The organism is Mesorhizobium sp. USDA 3734, from assembly GCF_056279665.1.
In genome coordinates, this window is the sequence record NZ_JBWCCW010000001.1 from 33,529 (window position 1) to 49,570 (window position 16,042).

A 16,042-nucleotide genomic window follows, 5' to 3' on the forward strand; every position below is an offset into this window, starting at 1 on the left:
GCCTATCCGGTATCCCGGTTTGTCAGCGCGATATGACAGCAGCCGGAGCCATGGCCCGGGGTCCAGGTGACATTGTCGAAACGCACGCCGGTCGCCTCGAACAGGCCGCGGTCGAAGGCACCGGCAATGCGGCAGAGCGTGGCGAGTTTCTCATCTCCGACGCCGGCCTCGACCCAGGCATCTTTCAGCGGGCAGCGTTTCACCTTGAAGGCGATATGGTCGTCGTCGCGTTCGACATCGGTCGGATACATCAGGCCGCCATCCGGGCTGACCGCCAGGAAGGCCTCGCCGATCGCACGGGCGTCGTTGGCGCCGAAGCTGGCGAAAGCGACTGCCGCGACTTCCTTGCCGCGCTGTTCGATGGCGCGGATCATGATCGCTTCGGCCTTTTCGGCGCCCAACTCTCCGGTCAGTTCCTCGAGGAACAGGCGGTATAGATCGGCTCGGTTGCGAAAGGCCGAATCGAGTTCGCGCGACAGTTTCGCGGCTCTGGCTTCGGAGTCGGTCATGATGCGTCCTGTGTGGTCCGGTTCAATCTCGGTGCGGCCGCCACCAGCGCCTTGCCTATGGCTGATTGCGGCGCGTCGATGACGGCACAGGCATCGCCACTCTCGGCAATCCGCCCGGCATCGAGAAGGACGACGCGGTGGGCGATCGCTCTGATAACGCCAAGATCATGTGAAATGAAGAGGTAGGCGATCCGTTCCTGCCGTTGCAGGTCAAGCAAAAGGTCGAGGATCTGTCCGCGCACGGAAACGTCGAGCGCCGACACCGCCTCGTCGAGCACGATCAGCGACGGTTTCGTCGCGACAGCGCGGGCAATGGCGACGCGCTGCCGCTGGCCACCGGAGATTTCATGAATGGCGCGCGGGGCGAGATCAGCCGTCAGCCCGACCCGCTCCAGCAAGGCGGCGATGCGGCGCGGGCGCTCGGAGCGGGAGGCGATGCCATGGATGCGCAAGGGATCGTCGAGCACACGCGCCACCGTGGCGCGCGGGTTGAAGGCGGCCAACGGGTCCTGGAACACCATCTGCAGACGTGCGCGGCGTGCGCGCAGCGCTGCGCCGCGCAAGGCCAGAAAATCGTCGCCTTCGAAGTCGATGTGTCCGGCGTCCGGCTCGATCAATCGCAGCACCAGTCGCGCGATCGTCGACTTGCCGCTGCCGGAGGGCCCGGCCAGCGCCAGCGTTTCGCCGGGGTCGATGTGAAAAGAGACATCATCGACGGCAGCGATGGTCTTGTCGCCCCGACGGTAGCGTTTGGTGAGGTTGGACACCGCCAGCAGGCTCATGCGTGGAGCTCGGCTCGGCTCAGAAACGGCTTGGCGTCGAGGCCGATATGGGCGTCGAGCAATGCGCGCGTATAGGGCTGGGCTGGGGCGCCGATAATCTGCGCAGTGGTGCCTAGCTCGACCAACTGGCCATGACGGAAAACGGCGATGCGCTCGGCAAGCTCGGCTGCCAGCGCGATGTCATGGCTGATGAACAGCAGCGTCATGCCGTCTTCGGTCACCAATCGTCGGATCAAGGCGACGATCTCGGCCTGCACGATGGTATCGAGCGCGCTGGTCGCCTCGTCGGCGATCAGCAATTTAGGACCGGCCGCAATGGCTGCGGCGATCGCCACACGCTGCTTCTGGCCGCCGGAGAGCTGATGCGGAAAGGCGCGCAAGGCTGAGTCCGGGTCCGGCAGGCGGACGCGCTCGAGCATTTGCTTTGCCTTTGCATACGCCTGTGCCCATGTGAGGCCGAGATGCGTGCGCGCGACTTCGGCGATTTGTTTGCCGACCGTCACGACAGGATCGAGGCTGGCGGAAGGGTCCTGGAAGACGAAGCCGATGTCGCGGCCGCCAAGGGGGATGTGGCTCGGTGTAGCGAAGGATTTTTGAGGGTTGCGTTCCGTCACACCCCCCTCTGTCCTGCCGGACATCTCCCCCGCAAGGGGGGAGATCGGCAGTTTGGCTGTCGGCCCATATCCGGCAACATTGGTGATTGGCGAAAGCGGAGATGAGGGCGCAATCTCCCCCCTTGCGGGGGAGATGTCCGGCAGGACAGAGGGGGGTGCCTTGGCGCCTGGCGCTGGCGGCTGCCGCAAGAACCAATCGATGCTTCCCTCGATCCGGGCGCTCGCCGGCAGCAACCCCGCAAGCGCCAACGCCAGCGTGCTCTTGCCCGAACCGCTCTCGCCGATGATCGCCAGGCGTTCGCCGACCGCGAGATCGATGTCGATGTCTTCCAGTGCCGCCACCTCGCTGCCGTCGCGGCGGTAGGTCACCGTCAGGTCGCGGATCGAAGCCAGGGCGGTCACGACAGGCCTCTCCTGACCGCCGTCGTCTCGACGATGCCTTCACCGGCGAGATAGACGCCGAGCACGGTCAACACCAGCGCTATGCCCGGGACGATGGACAGGAAGGGTGCGGTGCGCAGGACAGTGCGGCCTTCGGCGATCATGCCGCCCCAGGTGACCCGGTTGGGATCTCCCAAGCCGAGGAAGGACAAGGCCGCTTCGGTGAGGATCGCGGCGGCGACGATCACCGATGACATCGCCAGCACCGGAGGCAAGGCATTGGGCAGCACCTCGCGAAAGGCGATCGCCAGCGGGTGCATGCCGATGACCCTGGCCCCGGCGACATAATCGCGCTCGCGAATGGAGAGGACTTCCGCGCGGGCTACCCTGGCAGGTCCGGTCCAGGTGCCGAGCGCGATGGCAATCACGACGACGCCGAGCGACGGTCCGACCACGCTGACGAAGGCCAGCGCCAGCAGGAAGCTCGGCACGGTCTGGAAGGCGTCGGTGATGCGCATCAGCGCCTCGTCGACGATGCCGCCGGCAAAGCCGGCCAGTGTGCCGACCACCGCGCCGACGACAAGTGCGGCGGCCGCGGCCGCGAGCCCGACAGCCAGCGATGTGCGGGCGCCATGAAAGAGCTCGGCCAGCACGTCGCGGCCAAGCCGGTCGGTGCCGAGCGGCAGCGACCAGTCCTGGAACGGCGGCAGCAGCGCCGGCCCGGCAATGGCTTGCGGATCGCCGGGGAACAGCAGCGACGCCGACAGCGCCATGGCGATCAGCGCCGCCAGGAGGATGGCGCCGGCGACCGCCTCGGGGGTGCGCAGAAAGCGGCGGAGCGGGCTCATGCGTCAACCTCGCTGGCGCCGACACGAGGATCGAGGAAGGCGTAGGCGATGTCGACGGCAAGGTTGATGACAATGACCAGGACGGCGCTGGTGAGAATAATCCCGAGCAGCAATGGGGTGTCCCGCGCCGCCACCGCTTCCTGCGCCAGCCGGCCGAGGCCGGGCACGGAAAAGACGCTCTCGATGACGACGCTGCCGCCGAGCATCTGCGCCGACTGCAGGCCGAGCATGGTGACCAGCGGCAGCAATGCATTGCGGGCGACGTGGGCGAGCACGATGCGGCGGCGTGACAATCCCCTGGCGCGTGCGGCCAGCACGAAATCCAGGCGCCAGACCTCGGCCATGCCGGCGCGCATCATGCGCAGATAGAGCGCCAGATAGATGAACCCGAGGGCGGAAACGGGCAAGACGAGATGGATGGCAATGTCGGCGGCGCGATCAGGACCTGTCTTGTCAGAGGCCAGCGTTTCGATGCCGCCGATCGGCAGCCAGCGCAGGTCGACGGCAAAGACGACGATCAGCACCAGTCCGAGCCAGAAACCCGGCACGGCATAGAGCGCCAGCGAGCCGATCGACAGGAAGCGATCGCGGAAACTGCCGGGCCGTGCGCCGGCATAGATACCGAGTGCCGAGCCAAGCCCGAAGGAGAGCGCGGTGGCGCTGACCATCAGGAGTAACGTGTTGGGCAGGCGTTCGAGGATGACATCGCGGATCGGCCTGGAGAACGTCACCGACTGGCCGAGATCGAGATGCAACAGGGCCCAGAGATAGTTGGCCAGCCGCGTCAGCTCCGACTGGTCGAGGCCCCAGCGATGGCGCAACAGCTCGATCATGCCGGCGTCGCCGCCGGTCGAGACGATATAGGCGTCTACCGCGTCGCCGGGAGCGGCTTCGAGCAGCAGGAAGGTGCCGACGACGACGATCAGCACCGCGAAGACGCTGCCGACCAGGCGACGGCGAAGCAGGGTGAGGGCGCGGGTCATGGGGGCGGCGTGACGCTGTGCCGATCAAGAGAAGTGGGGTGTCTAGGCACCCCCCTCTGTCCTGCCGGACATCTCCCCCGCAAGGGGGGAGATTGGATGTCACCTCTGCTTTCGCTAATCTTGGATGCCGAATTTGTGCGACGGTGAAACTGCCGATCTCCCCCCTTGCGGGGGAGATGTCCGGCAGGACAGAGGGGGGTGTGACGGAACGCGGCCGTAGGCCATGTTTCACCACCGATTTCTTCGCGAATTTTCATCCGCGCAAGTGTGTCACGATTCCAAATACGTGTCCGCCCAGTTCGATACCGCCCAGCGCGGATTGTTGGCGATGTTGCCGACCGTGTCGCGGGCGACGCTGATGAAACTCCATTCGGCGACGTTGATCAGCGGCAGGTCGGTGGCCACCTCCTTCTGGAACTCCTTGTAGAGGTCGGTGCGGGCAGTGGTGTCGAGCGTTTCGGAGGCCTTGGCGATCAGCGCGTCGAGCGCGTCGTTCTTGTAGCCGCCCTGGTTGGAGAACGGGACGCCGTCCGGAATGCCGCTCTGCACCAGGATGGTGGTGGAGATCGCCGGGTCGCCGCGGAACACCGGCGGGCCGACCGCGAGGTCGAAGGCGTGGTCGGTGTAGACCGCCTTGATGTGAGCGGCCGAGTCGTTGTTGACCAGTTGCGCATCGATGCCGATGGCGGCGAGTGCCTGGCGCAGATAGTCGCCGAACTGCTTGGTCTCGTTGAAATAGGGCGCGGGCAGCAGCTTGAGCGAGAAGCGGTTGCCATCGGCGCCTTTCTTGTAGCCGGCCTCGTCAAGCAGTGCGTTGGCCTTGGCGACATCGAAGGCATAAGTCGGCACGTCGGCGGTGTAGAACTGCGGATCGTTCTTCGGCACCGGACCGGTTGCTGTCGCGGCATAGCCGAGGAACACCGTCTTGACGACGAAATCCTTGTCGATGGCATGCGCGATCGCCTGCCGCACTTTGACGTCGGCGAGTTCCTTGCGGCGATGGTTGATCTCGACGACCAACTGATAGGTCAGCCCTTCGTAACCCTTGGAGATCACCTTCAAGCCCGGCACTTTGGAGATGCGGTCGAGGTCGGCCAGCGGCACGGCGGAAAAGGCGGCGAGCTGGATCTCTTCGGCCTCCAGCGCGCTCGCCGCGGACGTGCGATCCGGCAGCACCTGGTAGATGATCTCGTCGAGATAGGGCTCGTCCTTGCCCCAGTAATCCGTGTTCTTGGTCAGCCGGTAATATTGGCCGGCCTTGTACTCGCCGAATTTGAACGGCCCGGTGCCGATGGGCGCGTTGTTGGCCGGGTTGTCCTCGATCTTGCCCACCTCGTAGATGTGCTTCGGCACCACCGCTGCTCAGCGCCGGCAGTGCGTTGCGGATCAGCTGGAAGGGTGTCGGCTTGGCGAACTTGAACACGGCGGTGAGATCGTCCGGCGTGTCGACGCTGGCCAGATCCTTGAACACGGTGCGGCCGAGATTCTGCAGCGGCTTCCAGATCTGCAGCGCCGAGAAGGCGACGTCGGCCGAGGTGAATGGTTTGCCGTCATGCCATTTGACCCCGTCGCGCAGCTTGAACGTCACTGAGAGCCCGTCGGCGGCACCCTCCCAGCTCAGCGCCAGCCGTGGAGCGAGACCGTCCTTGCCGTCGAAGGAGGCTTCGGCCAGCGTTTCGACGATCTTGCTGGAGATGAAGAACACGCCATTGGAGGCGACGATCGCCGGATTGAGGTTGCGTGGTTCGGAATCGGCGGCAAGCACCAGCCGGCCGCCCTTCTTCGGCGTCTGGGCCCAGACTGATGCCGGCATGGCGGTGGAGGCCAGCAGCATTGCCGAGCCGGCAAGCATCGTGCGTCTGGAAATCGTGAAACCTGACATGATCGAACTCCGTCCTCTCCGCGACCCGGTCGGGTGCGCCAATACCGCTCAGACACCGGCAAGCCCGCCAGCATCCTTGCGGTGGCGATTATGAGCCTTGCCGAGGGTTTCGCCAGAGACGGAATTGGCGCATCCTTGCTTGGCTTTGAAATTTTCGTCCGCTGGACCAGTTTGGAGGAATCGGCTCAATCAGCTTAATCTGGTCGGACCAGATTGACCTGATATATTGGTGGATGACGGTATGGTGACATCGAACGGTGCTGTTTTTCCTATTTCTGGCTGGACCAGAGCGGGCAAAATGGTGCAGATTTGAGCCATAGCCAAGGGATCGGGAGCAGAACAGCCGGCGATCCCAGGCAATTCAGGGAGAGAGAGATGAACATTGCTCCGGGCAAGAATGTCGTCGGCAATATCCCGTTCGACCAGGCAAGGGTCGACCGGCTGATGGAGGAGGCCGGCATCGATGTGCTGCTCGCCACCTCCAAGCACAACACGCAATATCTGCTTGGCGGCTACAAGTTCATCTTCTTTGCCGCCATGGATGCGATCGGCCATAGCCGTTACCTGCCGATCGTCGTGTACGAAAAGGGCGGGCCGGACCATGCCGCCTATATCGGCAACCGCATGGAAGGCGGGGAGCATCAGAACAACCCGTTCTGGACGCCGACGCTGCACGCCGCCTGCTGGGGCACGCTCGATGCCGCCAATCTCGCCGTCGAGCATCTGCAAAAGATCGGCAAGGCCGGCGCCCGCATCGGCATCGAGCCCGGCTTCCTGCCGTCGGACGCCTATACGCTGATCCGCAAGGCGTTGCCGGACGCCAGACTGATCGATGCGACCGACATGCTGGAGCGCATGCGCGCCATCAAGACCGATGCCGAGCTGGAGAAGCTGCGCACCGCCTCCGAACTGATCACCGATTCCATGCTGGCAACCATTGCCTGGGCAAGCGAAGGCACGACCAAGAGCGAGATCATCGAGCGGCTGCGGCGCGAGGAAACCAATCGCGGCATCCATTTCGAATATTGTCTGCTGACGCTGGGTTCCAGCCACAACCGCGCCACCTCGCCGCAGGCATGGAAGCAGGGCGAGGTGCTGTCGATCGATTCCGGCGGCAACTATCACGGCTATATCGGCGACCTCTGCCGGATGGGCATTCTCGGCGAGCCGGATGCCGAACTCGAAGACCTGCTGGCCGAGGTCGAGACGGTGCAGCAGGCAGCCTTCTCCAAGGTCAAGGCGGGCATATTGGGCGGCGACATGATTTCACACGCGGAGGGCGTGCTGAAAGCCTCGAAGGTCGCGGCCTACACGGATTTCTTTGCCCATGGCATGGGCCTGATCACGCACGAAGCGCCGTTCCTGATGACCAATCACCCGGTGACCTACGAAGGCACCTATGCGGCAAAGCCGCTGGAGAAGAACATGGTGCTGTCGGTGGAGACAACCATGCTCCACCCGACGCGCGGCTTCATCAAGCTGGAGGATACGCTGGCGGTGACGGATGCTGGTTATGTGATGTTCGGTGATCGGGGCCGGGGGTGGAACAGGGGTGCGACAGCCTAGCTGGTATTGAGGCGGCTGCCCCCTCACCCGGATTGCCATCCGAATTGCGAAGAGCAATTCGGGGCAATCCGACCTCTCCCCGAGGGGAGAGGAGGGAGCCGGCGATGATGCTCGTCTCTTCTCCCCTCGGGGAGAAGGTGGCCGCGAAGCGCCGGATGAGGGGCCCCCCAGCAAACGCGGGAACGGAGGAAAGATCACGGCCTCGGCGGGATCAGCCTGAAATCCGGCAGCTCGCGCAGGACCAACTCCGGGCCGGCCGGCGAATAGACGACGAAAAGCTGCATCGGCCCGTCACTGGTGTTGAGCGTCGAATGAAAGCGGCTTTCCGGCACATAGATGGTGCAGCCGGGGCCGATCTTCTCGACCACCGGATTGCCCTTCTCGTCCTCGACCATCTGCTCACCATGGCCTGAAATGACGAAGATGATTTCTTCCGCACCCGGATGATTGTGGCGCGTGTGGCCCTTGCCAGATGGCAGGTCGACGACGCCGCCGGAAAAGCGCGTTGCGCCATTCACCTCGGGTGCTACGGTCAGCGCCAGTCTGCCCCAGTCGAAGCCGAAAGCGCTGACATCCTTCGGGTAGACAAATATCTTGCTCGTGTCGGTCATCTCTCATCATCCCTTCTTTTTCTTTGGCATCGTCTTCTCGCCACCAAGCGTCACCGCCTTGAAATCGGCGGTCTGCTTGGCGATCGCGGCTTCCGCTGGCAGCCGTTCCATCGAGCTGGCGCCATAGAAGCCGTGCAGGCCCTTGGCATGGGAGAGAATGTAGCGGGCGTCGTCCGGCATCGAGATCGGCCCGCCATGGCAAAGCAGGATGACATCCTTGCGCACCGAGCGGGCGGCATTGGCGATGGCGTCGATCTCGACGATGCAGCCGTCGAGCGACTTGGCCGAGGTGGCACCGATCGAGCCGCCCGTCGTCACGCCCATATGGGCAACGACGATGTCGGCGCCGGCCTTGGTCATGGCGCGGGCCTCATCCGGGTTGAAGACATAGGGCGTGGTCAAGAGGTCGAGCTTGTGCGCCTCGGCGATCATGTCGACCTCGAGCCCGAAGCCCATGCCGGTCTCTTCGAAGCTCTGCCGCATGCTGCCGTCGAACAGGCCGATGGTGGGGAAATTCTGCACGCCGGAAAAGCCCATCGTCTTCAGCTCGGCCAGCAGCAGCGGCATGATGACGAAGGGATCGGTGCCGTTGACGCCGGCCAGCACCGGTGTCTTCTTGACCACCGGCAGCACCTCGTAGGCCATCTCCTTGACGATCTCGTTGGCGTTGCCATAGGCGAGCAGGCCGGCGGCCGAGCCGCGCCCGGCCATCCGGTAGCGGCCGGAATTGTAGATGATGATGAGGTCGATACCGCCGGCTTCCTCCGCTTTGGCCGACAGGCCGGTGCCGGCGCCGCCGCCGACGATCGGCACACCCTTGTCGATCATTCCCCGGAATCTCTTCAATATGTCCTTGCGCGGTATGGCGGGCATGTTTTTGGATCTCTCACTGTCTGGCGATGTCGAGGAAGGCCGATGTTGCAGCCTTTGCGAATTCCGGGTCGTTGATGTGGAGCGGAAGGCGCGTCACGCGACGCTTGCCGTTCGGCCTGATGGTGCGCTCGATGGCTTCGAAGAGAACAGCGTCGGCCTCGAGGTCGAAGAAGGCGCCGCCTTCGATGTCGAGCGCCGAGACGCCTTTCTCCGGAATGAGAAAATGCACCGGCCCCTCGCAGCGGGCGAGCCTGGTGCCAATCCATTCGCCGATCTTGTGGCATTCCTGCGCCGTGGTGCGCATCAGCGTGACGTTGGGATTGTGCTCGTAGAACAGCCGCCCGCGATGGTGTTCGGGAATGGTCGAAGGCGCCCAGAAGTTCACCATGTCGAGCGCGCCGACCGAACCGACATAGGGCAGCCGCGTGCGGGCGATGGCGCCGAAACGGTCCTCGGTTGCCGGCAGGACGCCGCCGAACAGCAAGTCGCAGACTTCTGTCGTGGTGATGTCGATGATCCCGGACAGCAGGCCGCTGTCGGCCAGCTTCTCCATGCTGCGGCCGCCTGTGCCGGTGGCGTGGAAGACCATGCAGTCATAGGTCGAACGGAGCTGGTCGGCGATGGCCGTCACGCAAGGCGTGGTGACGCCGAACATGGTGAGGCCGATTGACGGTTTGCCGTCGGGTGGCGGCGCCGGGTTGGCGGCCATCCCCGATATTGCCTGGGCGGCATTGTGCAGCACGACACGAGAGAGCCGATTCAGTCCGGCCATGTCGGTTACCGATGGCATCATGACGATGTCGGAGACATCGACATAGGGGGCAGTGTCGCCGGAGGCGAGCGTCGAGACCATGATCTTGGGCAGGCCGAGCGGCAGCGCGCGCATGCCCGACGTGATGATCGAGGTGCCACCGCCGCCGCCAATGCCGATCATGGCGGCGATGTCGTTTCGCGATTGGACAAAGCGGGCGAAGGCGACGCCCATTGCGGCAACCGCTGTGCCGCGGTCGTCGATATCAAGCACGGCGACGCGACCGTCGGGGTGATGGCCGGCAATTTCCTTTGCGGTGATGTCGACGGGAATGGTTGCGTCGCGCGTTCCGACATCGACGCGGGACACCGCTGCGCCCGTAGCAGCGATCGCATCGGCCAGGAAGGCAAGCTCTTCGCCCTTGGTGTCGGCGGTGCCCACCACATAGATGCGCTTCATCGCATTTCCCCGCCGGCTGTTTGCCCGGCCTTTCGGCAAGCGAAGGCCATTGCAATTTTTTGAGACGCGCGTATCGTATTGATATGGATGTCTCACGTCAACAATCCACGGCGAGCGACGACACTGAGCGGGGAAACGGCCAGGCGATAGAGCGCGGGCCGCGCGCGCGCACGAAACGGCTGATGCTGGAGACAGCGACGCGGCTGATGCAGGCGGGCGTCACACCGTCGGTCAGCGAGGTCGCCGAGGCGGCACAGGTTTCCCGTGCCACTGCCTATCGTTATTTCCCGAGCCAGGCGGCACTGGTGCAAGCGGTGGTCGACGAGGGGCTGGGGCCAATCCTGACCTGGCAATCGACCTCCGCCGATGCCGAGCGACGGGTCGCCGAGCTGTTCGACACGGCCATGCCGCGCATCGAGGCCTTCGAAGCCACGTTCAAGGCAGCGCTGAAGCTGTCGCTCGATCAATGGGCGCGGCGTCAGGCCGGCACGCTGGGTGGCGAGCCGGCTTTCACGCGCGGCCACCGCATCGACTTGCTGAAAGAGGCGATTGCGCCGCTCAAGGGCCGTTTGCCGCCGCGCGACTTCAAGCGGCTGGCGCAGGCGCTGTCGCTGATGTTCGGCGTCGAGGTGCTGATCGTGCTCAAGGATATCTGGGGTCTGGACAGTCGCCGGACGATGTCGGTCGCGCAATGGGCGGCCGGGGCGCTGGTGCGTGCAGCGGTCGCGGAATCGATCGGCGACGAACACAGCATCGATCTGACGGCAGCCATGAAATAGCCCTATCTGGTTCGACCAGATTCGCATGTCGACTACCGATCTTAACCGCAGTGCGGGGTACCGGACAACACCCACGCGTATCACTGAGTAGGAAAATCTTGGTAAAACAGGCAGATAAAGCCGGAATCCGATAGCAATGGGCAAGTCGAGCTGCCAAGAAAGGGCTTGACGCGCATGCAGAATTGGTAATACCAGATCAGACAAGAAAAGCGGATCGAAAGTGAGGGCTGCGATCCATTTTCCGGCAGGGCGAGGAGGCCCGGAACCGGAAAGGTGCGATCACGGGAGGAACTACCAGGGCCGGCCCCGTTGCTGGCTCGCATGACAAGGTAGAATGCGCACAAGGGAGGAAATCATTATGCGCAAGTTAGTGACCAGCGTACTTGCTGGTATCGGCTTAACGCTTGCCTGCGGAACGTCCGTTTACGCGCAGGAAAAGTCACTCACCATCTTCTGGGCCGAATGGGATCCGGCCAACTATCTGCAGGAACTCGGCAACGAGTACGAGAAGGAAACCGGCGTCAAGATCACGGTGGAAACCACGCCCTGGTCCGACTTCCAGACCAAGGCTTTCACCGAGTTCAACGCCCATGGCGACGCGTATGATATGGTCGTCGGCGACTCGCAATGGCTCGGCGCCGGCTCGACCGGCGGCCACTATGTCGACCTCACCGACTTCTTCAACAAGCATAAGCTCGGCGAGGTGATGGCACCGGCGACGGTGAAATACTACGCCGAATATCCAGGCGGCAGCAGCAAGTACTGGGCCATCCCGCTTGAAGGCGACGCCGTCGGCTGGTCCTATCGCAAGGACTGGTTCGAGGATCCCAAGGAAAAGGAAGCGTTCAAGGCCAAGTACGGCTACGACCTTGACGTGCCGAAGGATTTCAAGGCGTTGCGCGACATCGCCGAATTCTTCTACCGGCCGGATCAGAAGCGCTACGGCATCGCCATCTACACCGACAATTCCTATGATGCGATGGCGATGGGCTTCGAGAACGCGCTGTTCTCCTATGGCGGCGAACTTGGTGATTACTCGACCTATAAGGTCGATGGCTTCATCAACTCCGACAAGGCGGTCGCGGCACTCGACGCCTACAAGGAGCTCTACAAGTTCACGCCTCCAGGCTGGGCCAAGTCGTTCTTCGTCGAAGACAACCAGGCGATCACCGAAAACCTGGCCGCGATGAGCATGAACTACTTCGCGTTCTTCCCCTCGTTGATCAACGAGGCGTCGAATCCGAATGCCAAGAATACCGGCTTCTTCGCCAATCCTCCCGGCCCGGGCGGCGATCAGTTCGCCGCGCTCGGCGGGCAAGGCATCTCCATCGTTTCCTACTCGCAGAAGCAGGAAGAGGCGACGAAGTTCCTTGAATGGTTCATCAAGGACGAGACCCAGAAGAAGTGGGCGGCGCTTGGCGGCTACACCTGCAGTGCGGCCGTGCTGAAGTCGCCTGAATTCCAGAACGCCACGCCCTACAACAAGGCCTTCTACGAGACCATGTTCAAGGTGAAGGATTTCTGGGCGGTGCCCGAATATGCCGAACTGCTGCAGCAGCTCAACCAGCGCGTCTATCCCTACATGATCGGCGGCGAAGGCACCGCCAAGGAAACGCTGGACGCATTGGCTGCCGACTGGAACGCGACCTTCAAGAAGTACGGCCGCGGTCAATAATATCGTGTCTCACGGAGGGGGCGTTGGTGCCTCCTCCGTTTCTTTTTCTGCAAACGGGAGCAGGGTCTTGGCGACCACGATGATCACCACACTGGACAGGTCTTCAAGAGCGGCCGCGCGCGGCCTCAGCGACATTTCGATCCGCAACCTCTTCATCATTCCAACGGTCCTGTTCCTGATCGTCTTCAACATCTTTCCGCTGATCTATTCGCTCGGCTATTCCTTCACCGATTTTCGCGCGTCGACCAATGCGCCGGCGAATTTCGTCGGGCTGCAAAACTATCGCGACCTGCTCAACGACCCCTATGTCTGGTCCAACTTCGCCATCACCGCGAAGTACGTTATCATCTCGGTCGCGGGACAATTGCTGGTCGGCTTCGGCGTGGCGATGCTGCTCAACCGCGACATCCCGCTGAAGGGCCTGCTGACGACGCTTCTCCTGCTGCCGATGATGCTGTCGATGGCCGTCGTCGGCCTGTTCTGGAAGTTGCTCTACGATCCTTCCTTCGGCATCATCAACTACGCGCTCGGTCTCGGCACCTTCGAATGGCTGTCGGATCCGAAGATGGCGCTCTACGCCGTTGCGCTGACCGACATCTGGATGTGGTCGCCCTTCGTCATGCTGTTGTCGCTGGCCGGCCTGTCGGCGGTGCCGAAGCATCTCTACGAAGCCGCCGCGATCGATCGTGCCGGGCCGTTCTACACCTTCTTCCGCATCACGCTGCCGCTGGTGGCGCCGATCCTGATGATCGCCGTCATCTTCCGCACCATGGAAGCGTTCAAGACCTTCGATCTCGCCTACATCCTGACCAGCCAGCCGACCACCGAGCTGATCTCGATCCGGCTCTACAAGATGGCGTTCCAGGAGTGGCAGACGGGGCGCTCCTGCGCGCTCGCCTACATCGTGCTGATCATGGTGCTGGCCATTACCAACATCTACGTCAAATACCTCAACAAGGTGAAGGAGCGCTGAGATGGCTGCCGTCCGCACTTCTTCCGAAATCGGCTTCAACCGTGTCGCCATCGTCGCCGTTCTGGTGGTGACGATCATTTTCCTGGCACCGATCTACTGGATCGCCTCGACGGCGTTCAAGCCGCGCAATCTCGCGACCACCATCCCGCCGACGGTGGTTTTCCAGCCGGAAATATCGCCTTTCGTGAAGCTGTTCACCAAGCGCTCGCAATTGCGCAGCCCGCCGACGCCGGAAGAGTATGCGGCCGCCCCGTGGTGGGAGCGCGTCGTTTTCGACGGCGGTGAGAAGATCGTGCGCGACGGCAAGGGCCAGGTGCAGTGGTCGGGCTATCCAAGCCGCTTCCTGAACTCGCTCATCATCGCCATCACCTCGACGGTGCTGGCGGTCGGCATGGGAACGTTCACCGCCTATGGCTTCTCGCGCTTCAAGGTGAAGGGGGAGGCGGATCTGCTCTTCTTCATCCTGTCGACGCGCATGCTGCCGCCGGTCGTGGTGGCGATCCCGATGTTCCTGATGTACCGGGCGGTCGGCCTCAACGATTCCCATATCGGCCTGATCATCCTCTACACCGCCTTCAACCTGTCCTTCTCTGTGTGGCTGATGAAGGGCTTCATGGACGAGATTCCGAAAGAGTATGAGGAGGCGGCCCTGGTCGACGGCTATACGCGCATGGAGGCCTTCTTCAAGATCGTGCTGCCCGAGGCGGCCACCGGCATCGCCGCCACCGCCGTGTTCTGCTTCATCACCGCGTGGAACGAATATGCCTTCGCGCTGATCATGACCAACCGCCGCGCCCAGACCGCGCCGCCGTTCATTCCCAGCCAGGTCGGCTCCGGCCTGCCGGACTGGACGGTGATTGCCGCTGGAACCTTCCTGTTCCTGCTGCCGGTCGCGATCTTCACCTTCCTGCTTCGCAATCATCTGTTGCGCGGCATGTCCTTCGGAGCGATCCGCAAATGAGCTTTCGCGCCATCAATCAGAAATATCTGGAGCCCGGCAGCCAGGTGCTGATGGTGCTAGGCATCATAGCGCTCTGCCAGCCCTGGAACCTGCTGTTGCACACATACGGCCTGACCATCATCCTGATCGGGCTGATCGGCTTCAACATCACCTCGAAGATCGCGCCTGAGGAGAAGGCCGGCACCGGCCAGGTGCGAAATCCGGGAGCACAGCATTGACCCAGATAGAGCTTCGCGGCGTCCAGAAATTCTTCGGCGCCGTCCAGGTCATCAAGGACCTCAACCTGAAGATCAGCGACAACGAATTCATCGTCCTGCTCGGCCAGTCGGGCTGCGGCAAGACGACGACGCTGCGCGCCATCGCCGGACTGGAGACGATCGACGAGGGCGACATCCTCATCGACGGCAAACCGATCCAGCATCTGAAGGCTGCTGACCGCGACATCGCCATGGTCTTCCAGTCGTTCTCGCTCTACCCGCATATGAGCGTCTACGAGAACATCGCCTTCCCCTTGCGCGCCACGCGCAAGAGCAAGGCCGAGATCGACTCGGAAGTGCGCTCGGTCGCCAAGACGTTGCAGATCAGTGAATTGCTCGACAAGAAGCCGTCGGCGCTTTCGGGCGGCGACATGCAGCGCGTGGCCATCGGCCGGGCGCTGGTACGGCGGCCGAAGGCGATGCTGATGGACGAGCCGATCGGCGCGCTCGACGCCAAGCTGCGCGAGGAGATGCGGGCCGAGATCAAGCGGCTGCACATCAAGCAGGGCTCGACCACCATCTATGTCACGCACGACCAGATCGAGGCGATGAGCCTCGCCGACCGCATCGTCATCATGCATGAAGGCGTGCTGCAGCAGGTCGGCTCGCCGGACGAGGTCTATTCGCGTCCGGCAAACCTGTTCGTGGCGCAATTCGTCGGCAGTCCGGTGATGAACGTCGCCGATGCGGCGGTGGCCGAGACAGGGTCCTCGGTCTCGGTGACGGTCGGCGGCGCTGCCGCCGGCTTCGAGTTCCCGCGGGCGCTGCTGTCGAAGCTCAACGGCCATGCCGGTGGCCAACTGGCGCTCGGCATCCGGCCGGAAGGCGTCCTCATCCGCCGCGATGCGGCCGACGGGTTCCTGCCGGTCGAGACGCAGATCGTCGAGCCGCTCGGCTCCTTCGATATCGTCGACCTCAAGGTCGGTTCCAGGATGCTGCGCGCACGCACCAAGAGCGGCTTCGTCAGCGGTCCCGGCGAGATGGTGTTTGCCAGGATCGATCCGGCCCAGGCGCATTTCTTCGACACGGCAAGCGGCAAGTCGCTGGAAGTGAGATTGTGATGGCCGAAGGACACGAAAGGCCAACGATTTGGCCTTTCGAACAGTCGAACAGCCGGAGCCATAGCGGAGGGCAGACC

The 16,042-nt window shown here is 63.2% G+C and carries 15 protein-coding genes and 1 pseudogene; 7 read left to right on the forward strand and 9 right to left on the reverse strand.

The features are described from left to right. Nucleotides 1-2 precede the first annotated feature (2 nt). The 6 genes and pseudogenes from ACZ89F_RS00185 to ACZ89F_RS00210 all read right to left on the reverse strand — a co-directional run bounded on the left by ACZ89F_RS00185 (nucleotide 3) and on the right by ACZ89F_RS00210 (nucleotide 5,999). Nucleotides 3-509 carry an L-2-amino-thiazoline-4-carboxylic acid hydrolase gene (locus ACZ89F_RS00185; protein ID WP_476089877.1) on the reverse strand — a complete coding sequence of 169 codons (507 nt, stop codon included), beginning with the start codon at nucleotides 507-509 and terminating at the stop codon, nucleotides 3-5. Continuing rightward, nucleotides 506-1,291, reverse strand: coding sequence for an ABC transporter ATP-binding protein (locus ACZ89F_RS00190; protein WP_476089878.1), 786 nt, complete (start codon nucleotides 1,289-1,291; stop codon nucleotides 506-508). The genes ACZ89F_RS00185 and ACZ89F_RS00190 overlap by 4 nt, the downstream gene beginning before the upstream one ends. Then, on the reverse strand, nucleotides 1,288-2,307 hold the full coding sequence (locus ACZ89F_RS00195; RefSeq protein ID WP_476089879.1) for an ATP-binding cassette domain-containing protein: 1,020 nt from the start codon (nucleotides 2,305-2,307) through the stop codon (nucleotides 1,288-1,290). The genes ACZ89F_RS00190 and ACZ89F_RS00195 overlap by 4 nt, the downstream gene beginning before the upstream one ends. Next, nucleotides 2,304-3,134: an ABC transporter permease gene (locus ACZ89F_RS00200; protein WP_476089880.1), complete on the reverse strand. Its 831-nt coding sequence runs from the start codon at nucleotides 3,132-3,134 to the stop codon at nucleotides 2,304-2,306. The genes ACZ89F_RS00195 and ACZ89F_RS00200 overlap by 4 nt, the downstream gene beginning before the upstream one ends. Continuing rightward, nucleotides 3,131-4,117: an ABC transporter permease gene (locus tag ACZ89F_RS00205; RefSeq protein ID WP_476089881.1), complete on the reverse strand. Its 987-nt coding sequence runs from the start codon at nucleotides 4,115-4,117 to the stop codon at nucleotides 3,131-3,133. The genes ACZ89F_RS00200 and ACZ89F_RS00205 overlap by 4 nt, the downstream gene beginning before the upstream one ends. A 270-nt stretch (nucleotides 4,118-4,387) precedes the next feature. After that, a pseudogene (locus ACZ89F_RS00210) lies at nucleotides 4,388-5,999 on the reverse strand (ABC transporter substrate-binding protein). A gap of 375 nt (nucleotides 6,000-6,374) precedes the next feature. Here ACZ89F_RS00210 and ACZ89F_RS00215 point away from each other — a divergent pair. Continuing rightward, nucleotides 6,375-7,565 carry a M24 family metallopeptidase gene (locus ACZ89F_RS00215; protein ID WP_476089882.1) on the forward strand — a complete coding sequence of 397 codons (1,191 nt, stop codon included), beginning with the start codon at nucleotides 6,375-6,377 and terminating at the stop codon, nucleotides 7,563-7,565. A 194-nt stretch (nucleotides 7,566-7,759) separates the two neighbouring features. On the opposite strand, the gene ACZ89F_RS00220 is transcribed toward ACZ89F_RS00215, so the two are convergent. The 3 genes from ACZ89F_RS00220 to ACZ89F_RS00230 are packed head-to-tail and all read right to left on the reverse strand — an operon-like array spanning nucleotide 7,760 to nucleotide 10,259. Further along, nucleotides 7,760-8,176 carry a cupin domain-containing protein gene (locus ACZ89F_RS00220; protein ID WP_476089883.1) on the reverse strand — a complete coding sequence of 139 codons (417 nt, stop codon included), beginning with the start codon at nucleotides 8,174-8,176 and terminating at the stop codon, nucleotides 7,760-7,762. Between the two features lie 6 nt (nucleotides 8,177-8,182). Continuing rightward, entirely contained in the window at nucleotides 8,183-9,049 is an 867-nt protein-coding gene (locus ACZ89F_RS00225) for a phosphoenolpyruvate hydrolase family protein (RefSeq protein WP_476089884.1), read from the reverse strand. 13 nt (nucleotides 9,050-9,062) lie between these two features. Beyond that, on the reverse strand, nucleotides 9,063-10,259 hold the full coding sequence (locus ACZ89F_RS00230; RefSeq protein WP_476089885.1) for a Tm-1-like ATP-binding domain-containing protein: 1,197 nt from the start codon (nucleotides 10,257-10,259) through the stop codon (nucleotides 9,063-9,065). Between the two features lie 83 nt (nucleotides 10,260-10,342). On the opposite strand from ACZ89F_RS00230, the gene ACZ89F_RS00235 reads away from it, so the two are divergent. The 6 genes from ACZ89F_RS00235 (at nucleotide 10,343) to ACZ89F_RS00260 (ending at nucleotide 15,965) form a co-directional block, all read left to right on the forward strand. Further along, the gene (locus tag ACZ89F_RS00235; RefSeq protein ID WP_476089886.1) at nucleotides 10,343-11,038 is read left to right on the forward strand and encodes a TetR/AcrR family transcriptional regulator; all 696 of its coding nucleotides are present in this window, start codon (nucleotides 10,343-10,345) and stop codon (nucleotides 11,036-11,038) included. A 358-nt stretch (nucleotides 11,039-11,396) separates the two neighbouring features. Further along, complete coding sequence (locus tag ACZ89F_RS00240) at nucleotides 11,397-12,713, forward strand: ABC transporter substrate-binding protein (protein ID WP_136617212.1); 1,317 nt, start codon at nucleotides 11,397-11,399, stop codon at nucleotides 12,711-12,713. A 67-nt stretch (nucleotides 12,714-12,780) separates the two neighbouring features. Further along, nucleotides 12,781-13,686, forward strand: coding sequence for a carbohydrate ABC transporter permease (locus tag ACZ89F_RS00245; protein ID WP_056594760.1), 906 nt, complete (start codon nucleotides 12,781-12,783; stop codon nucleotides 13,684-13,686). Nucleotide 13,687: 1 nt separating this feature from the next. Continuing rightward, nucleotides 13,688-14,647 carry a carbohydrate ABC transporter permease gene (locus ACZ89F_RS00250; protein WP_127259786.1) on the forward strand — a complete coding sequence of 320 codons (960 nt, stop codon included), beginning with the start codon at nucleotides 13,688-13,690 and terminating at the stop codon, nucleotides 14,645-14,647. Then, nucleotides 14,644-14,865 (forward strand): hypothetical protein, encoded by a 222-nt coding sequence (locus ACZ89F_RS00255; RefSeq protein ID WP_056594768.1) that lies wholly within the window; start codon nucleotides 14,644-14,646, stop codon nucleotides 14,863-14,865. Before ACZ89F_RS00250 ends, ACZ89F_RS00255 begins: the two co-directional genes overlap by 4 nt. Continuing rightward, entirely contained in the window at nucleotides 14,862-15,965 is a 1,104-nt protein-coding gene (locus ACZ89F_RS00260; protein WP_476089887.1) for an ABC transporter ATP-binding protein, read from the forward strand. Before ACZ89F_RS00255 ends, ACZ89F_RS00260 begins: the two co-directional genes overlap by 4 nt. Nucleotides 15,966-16,042: the final 77 nt, after the last annotated feature.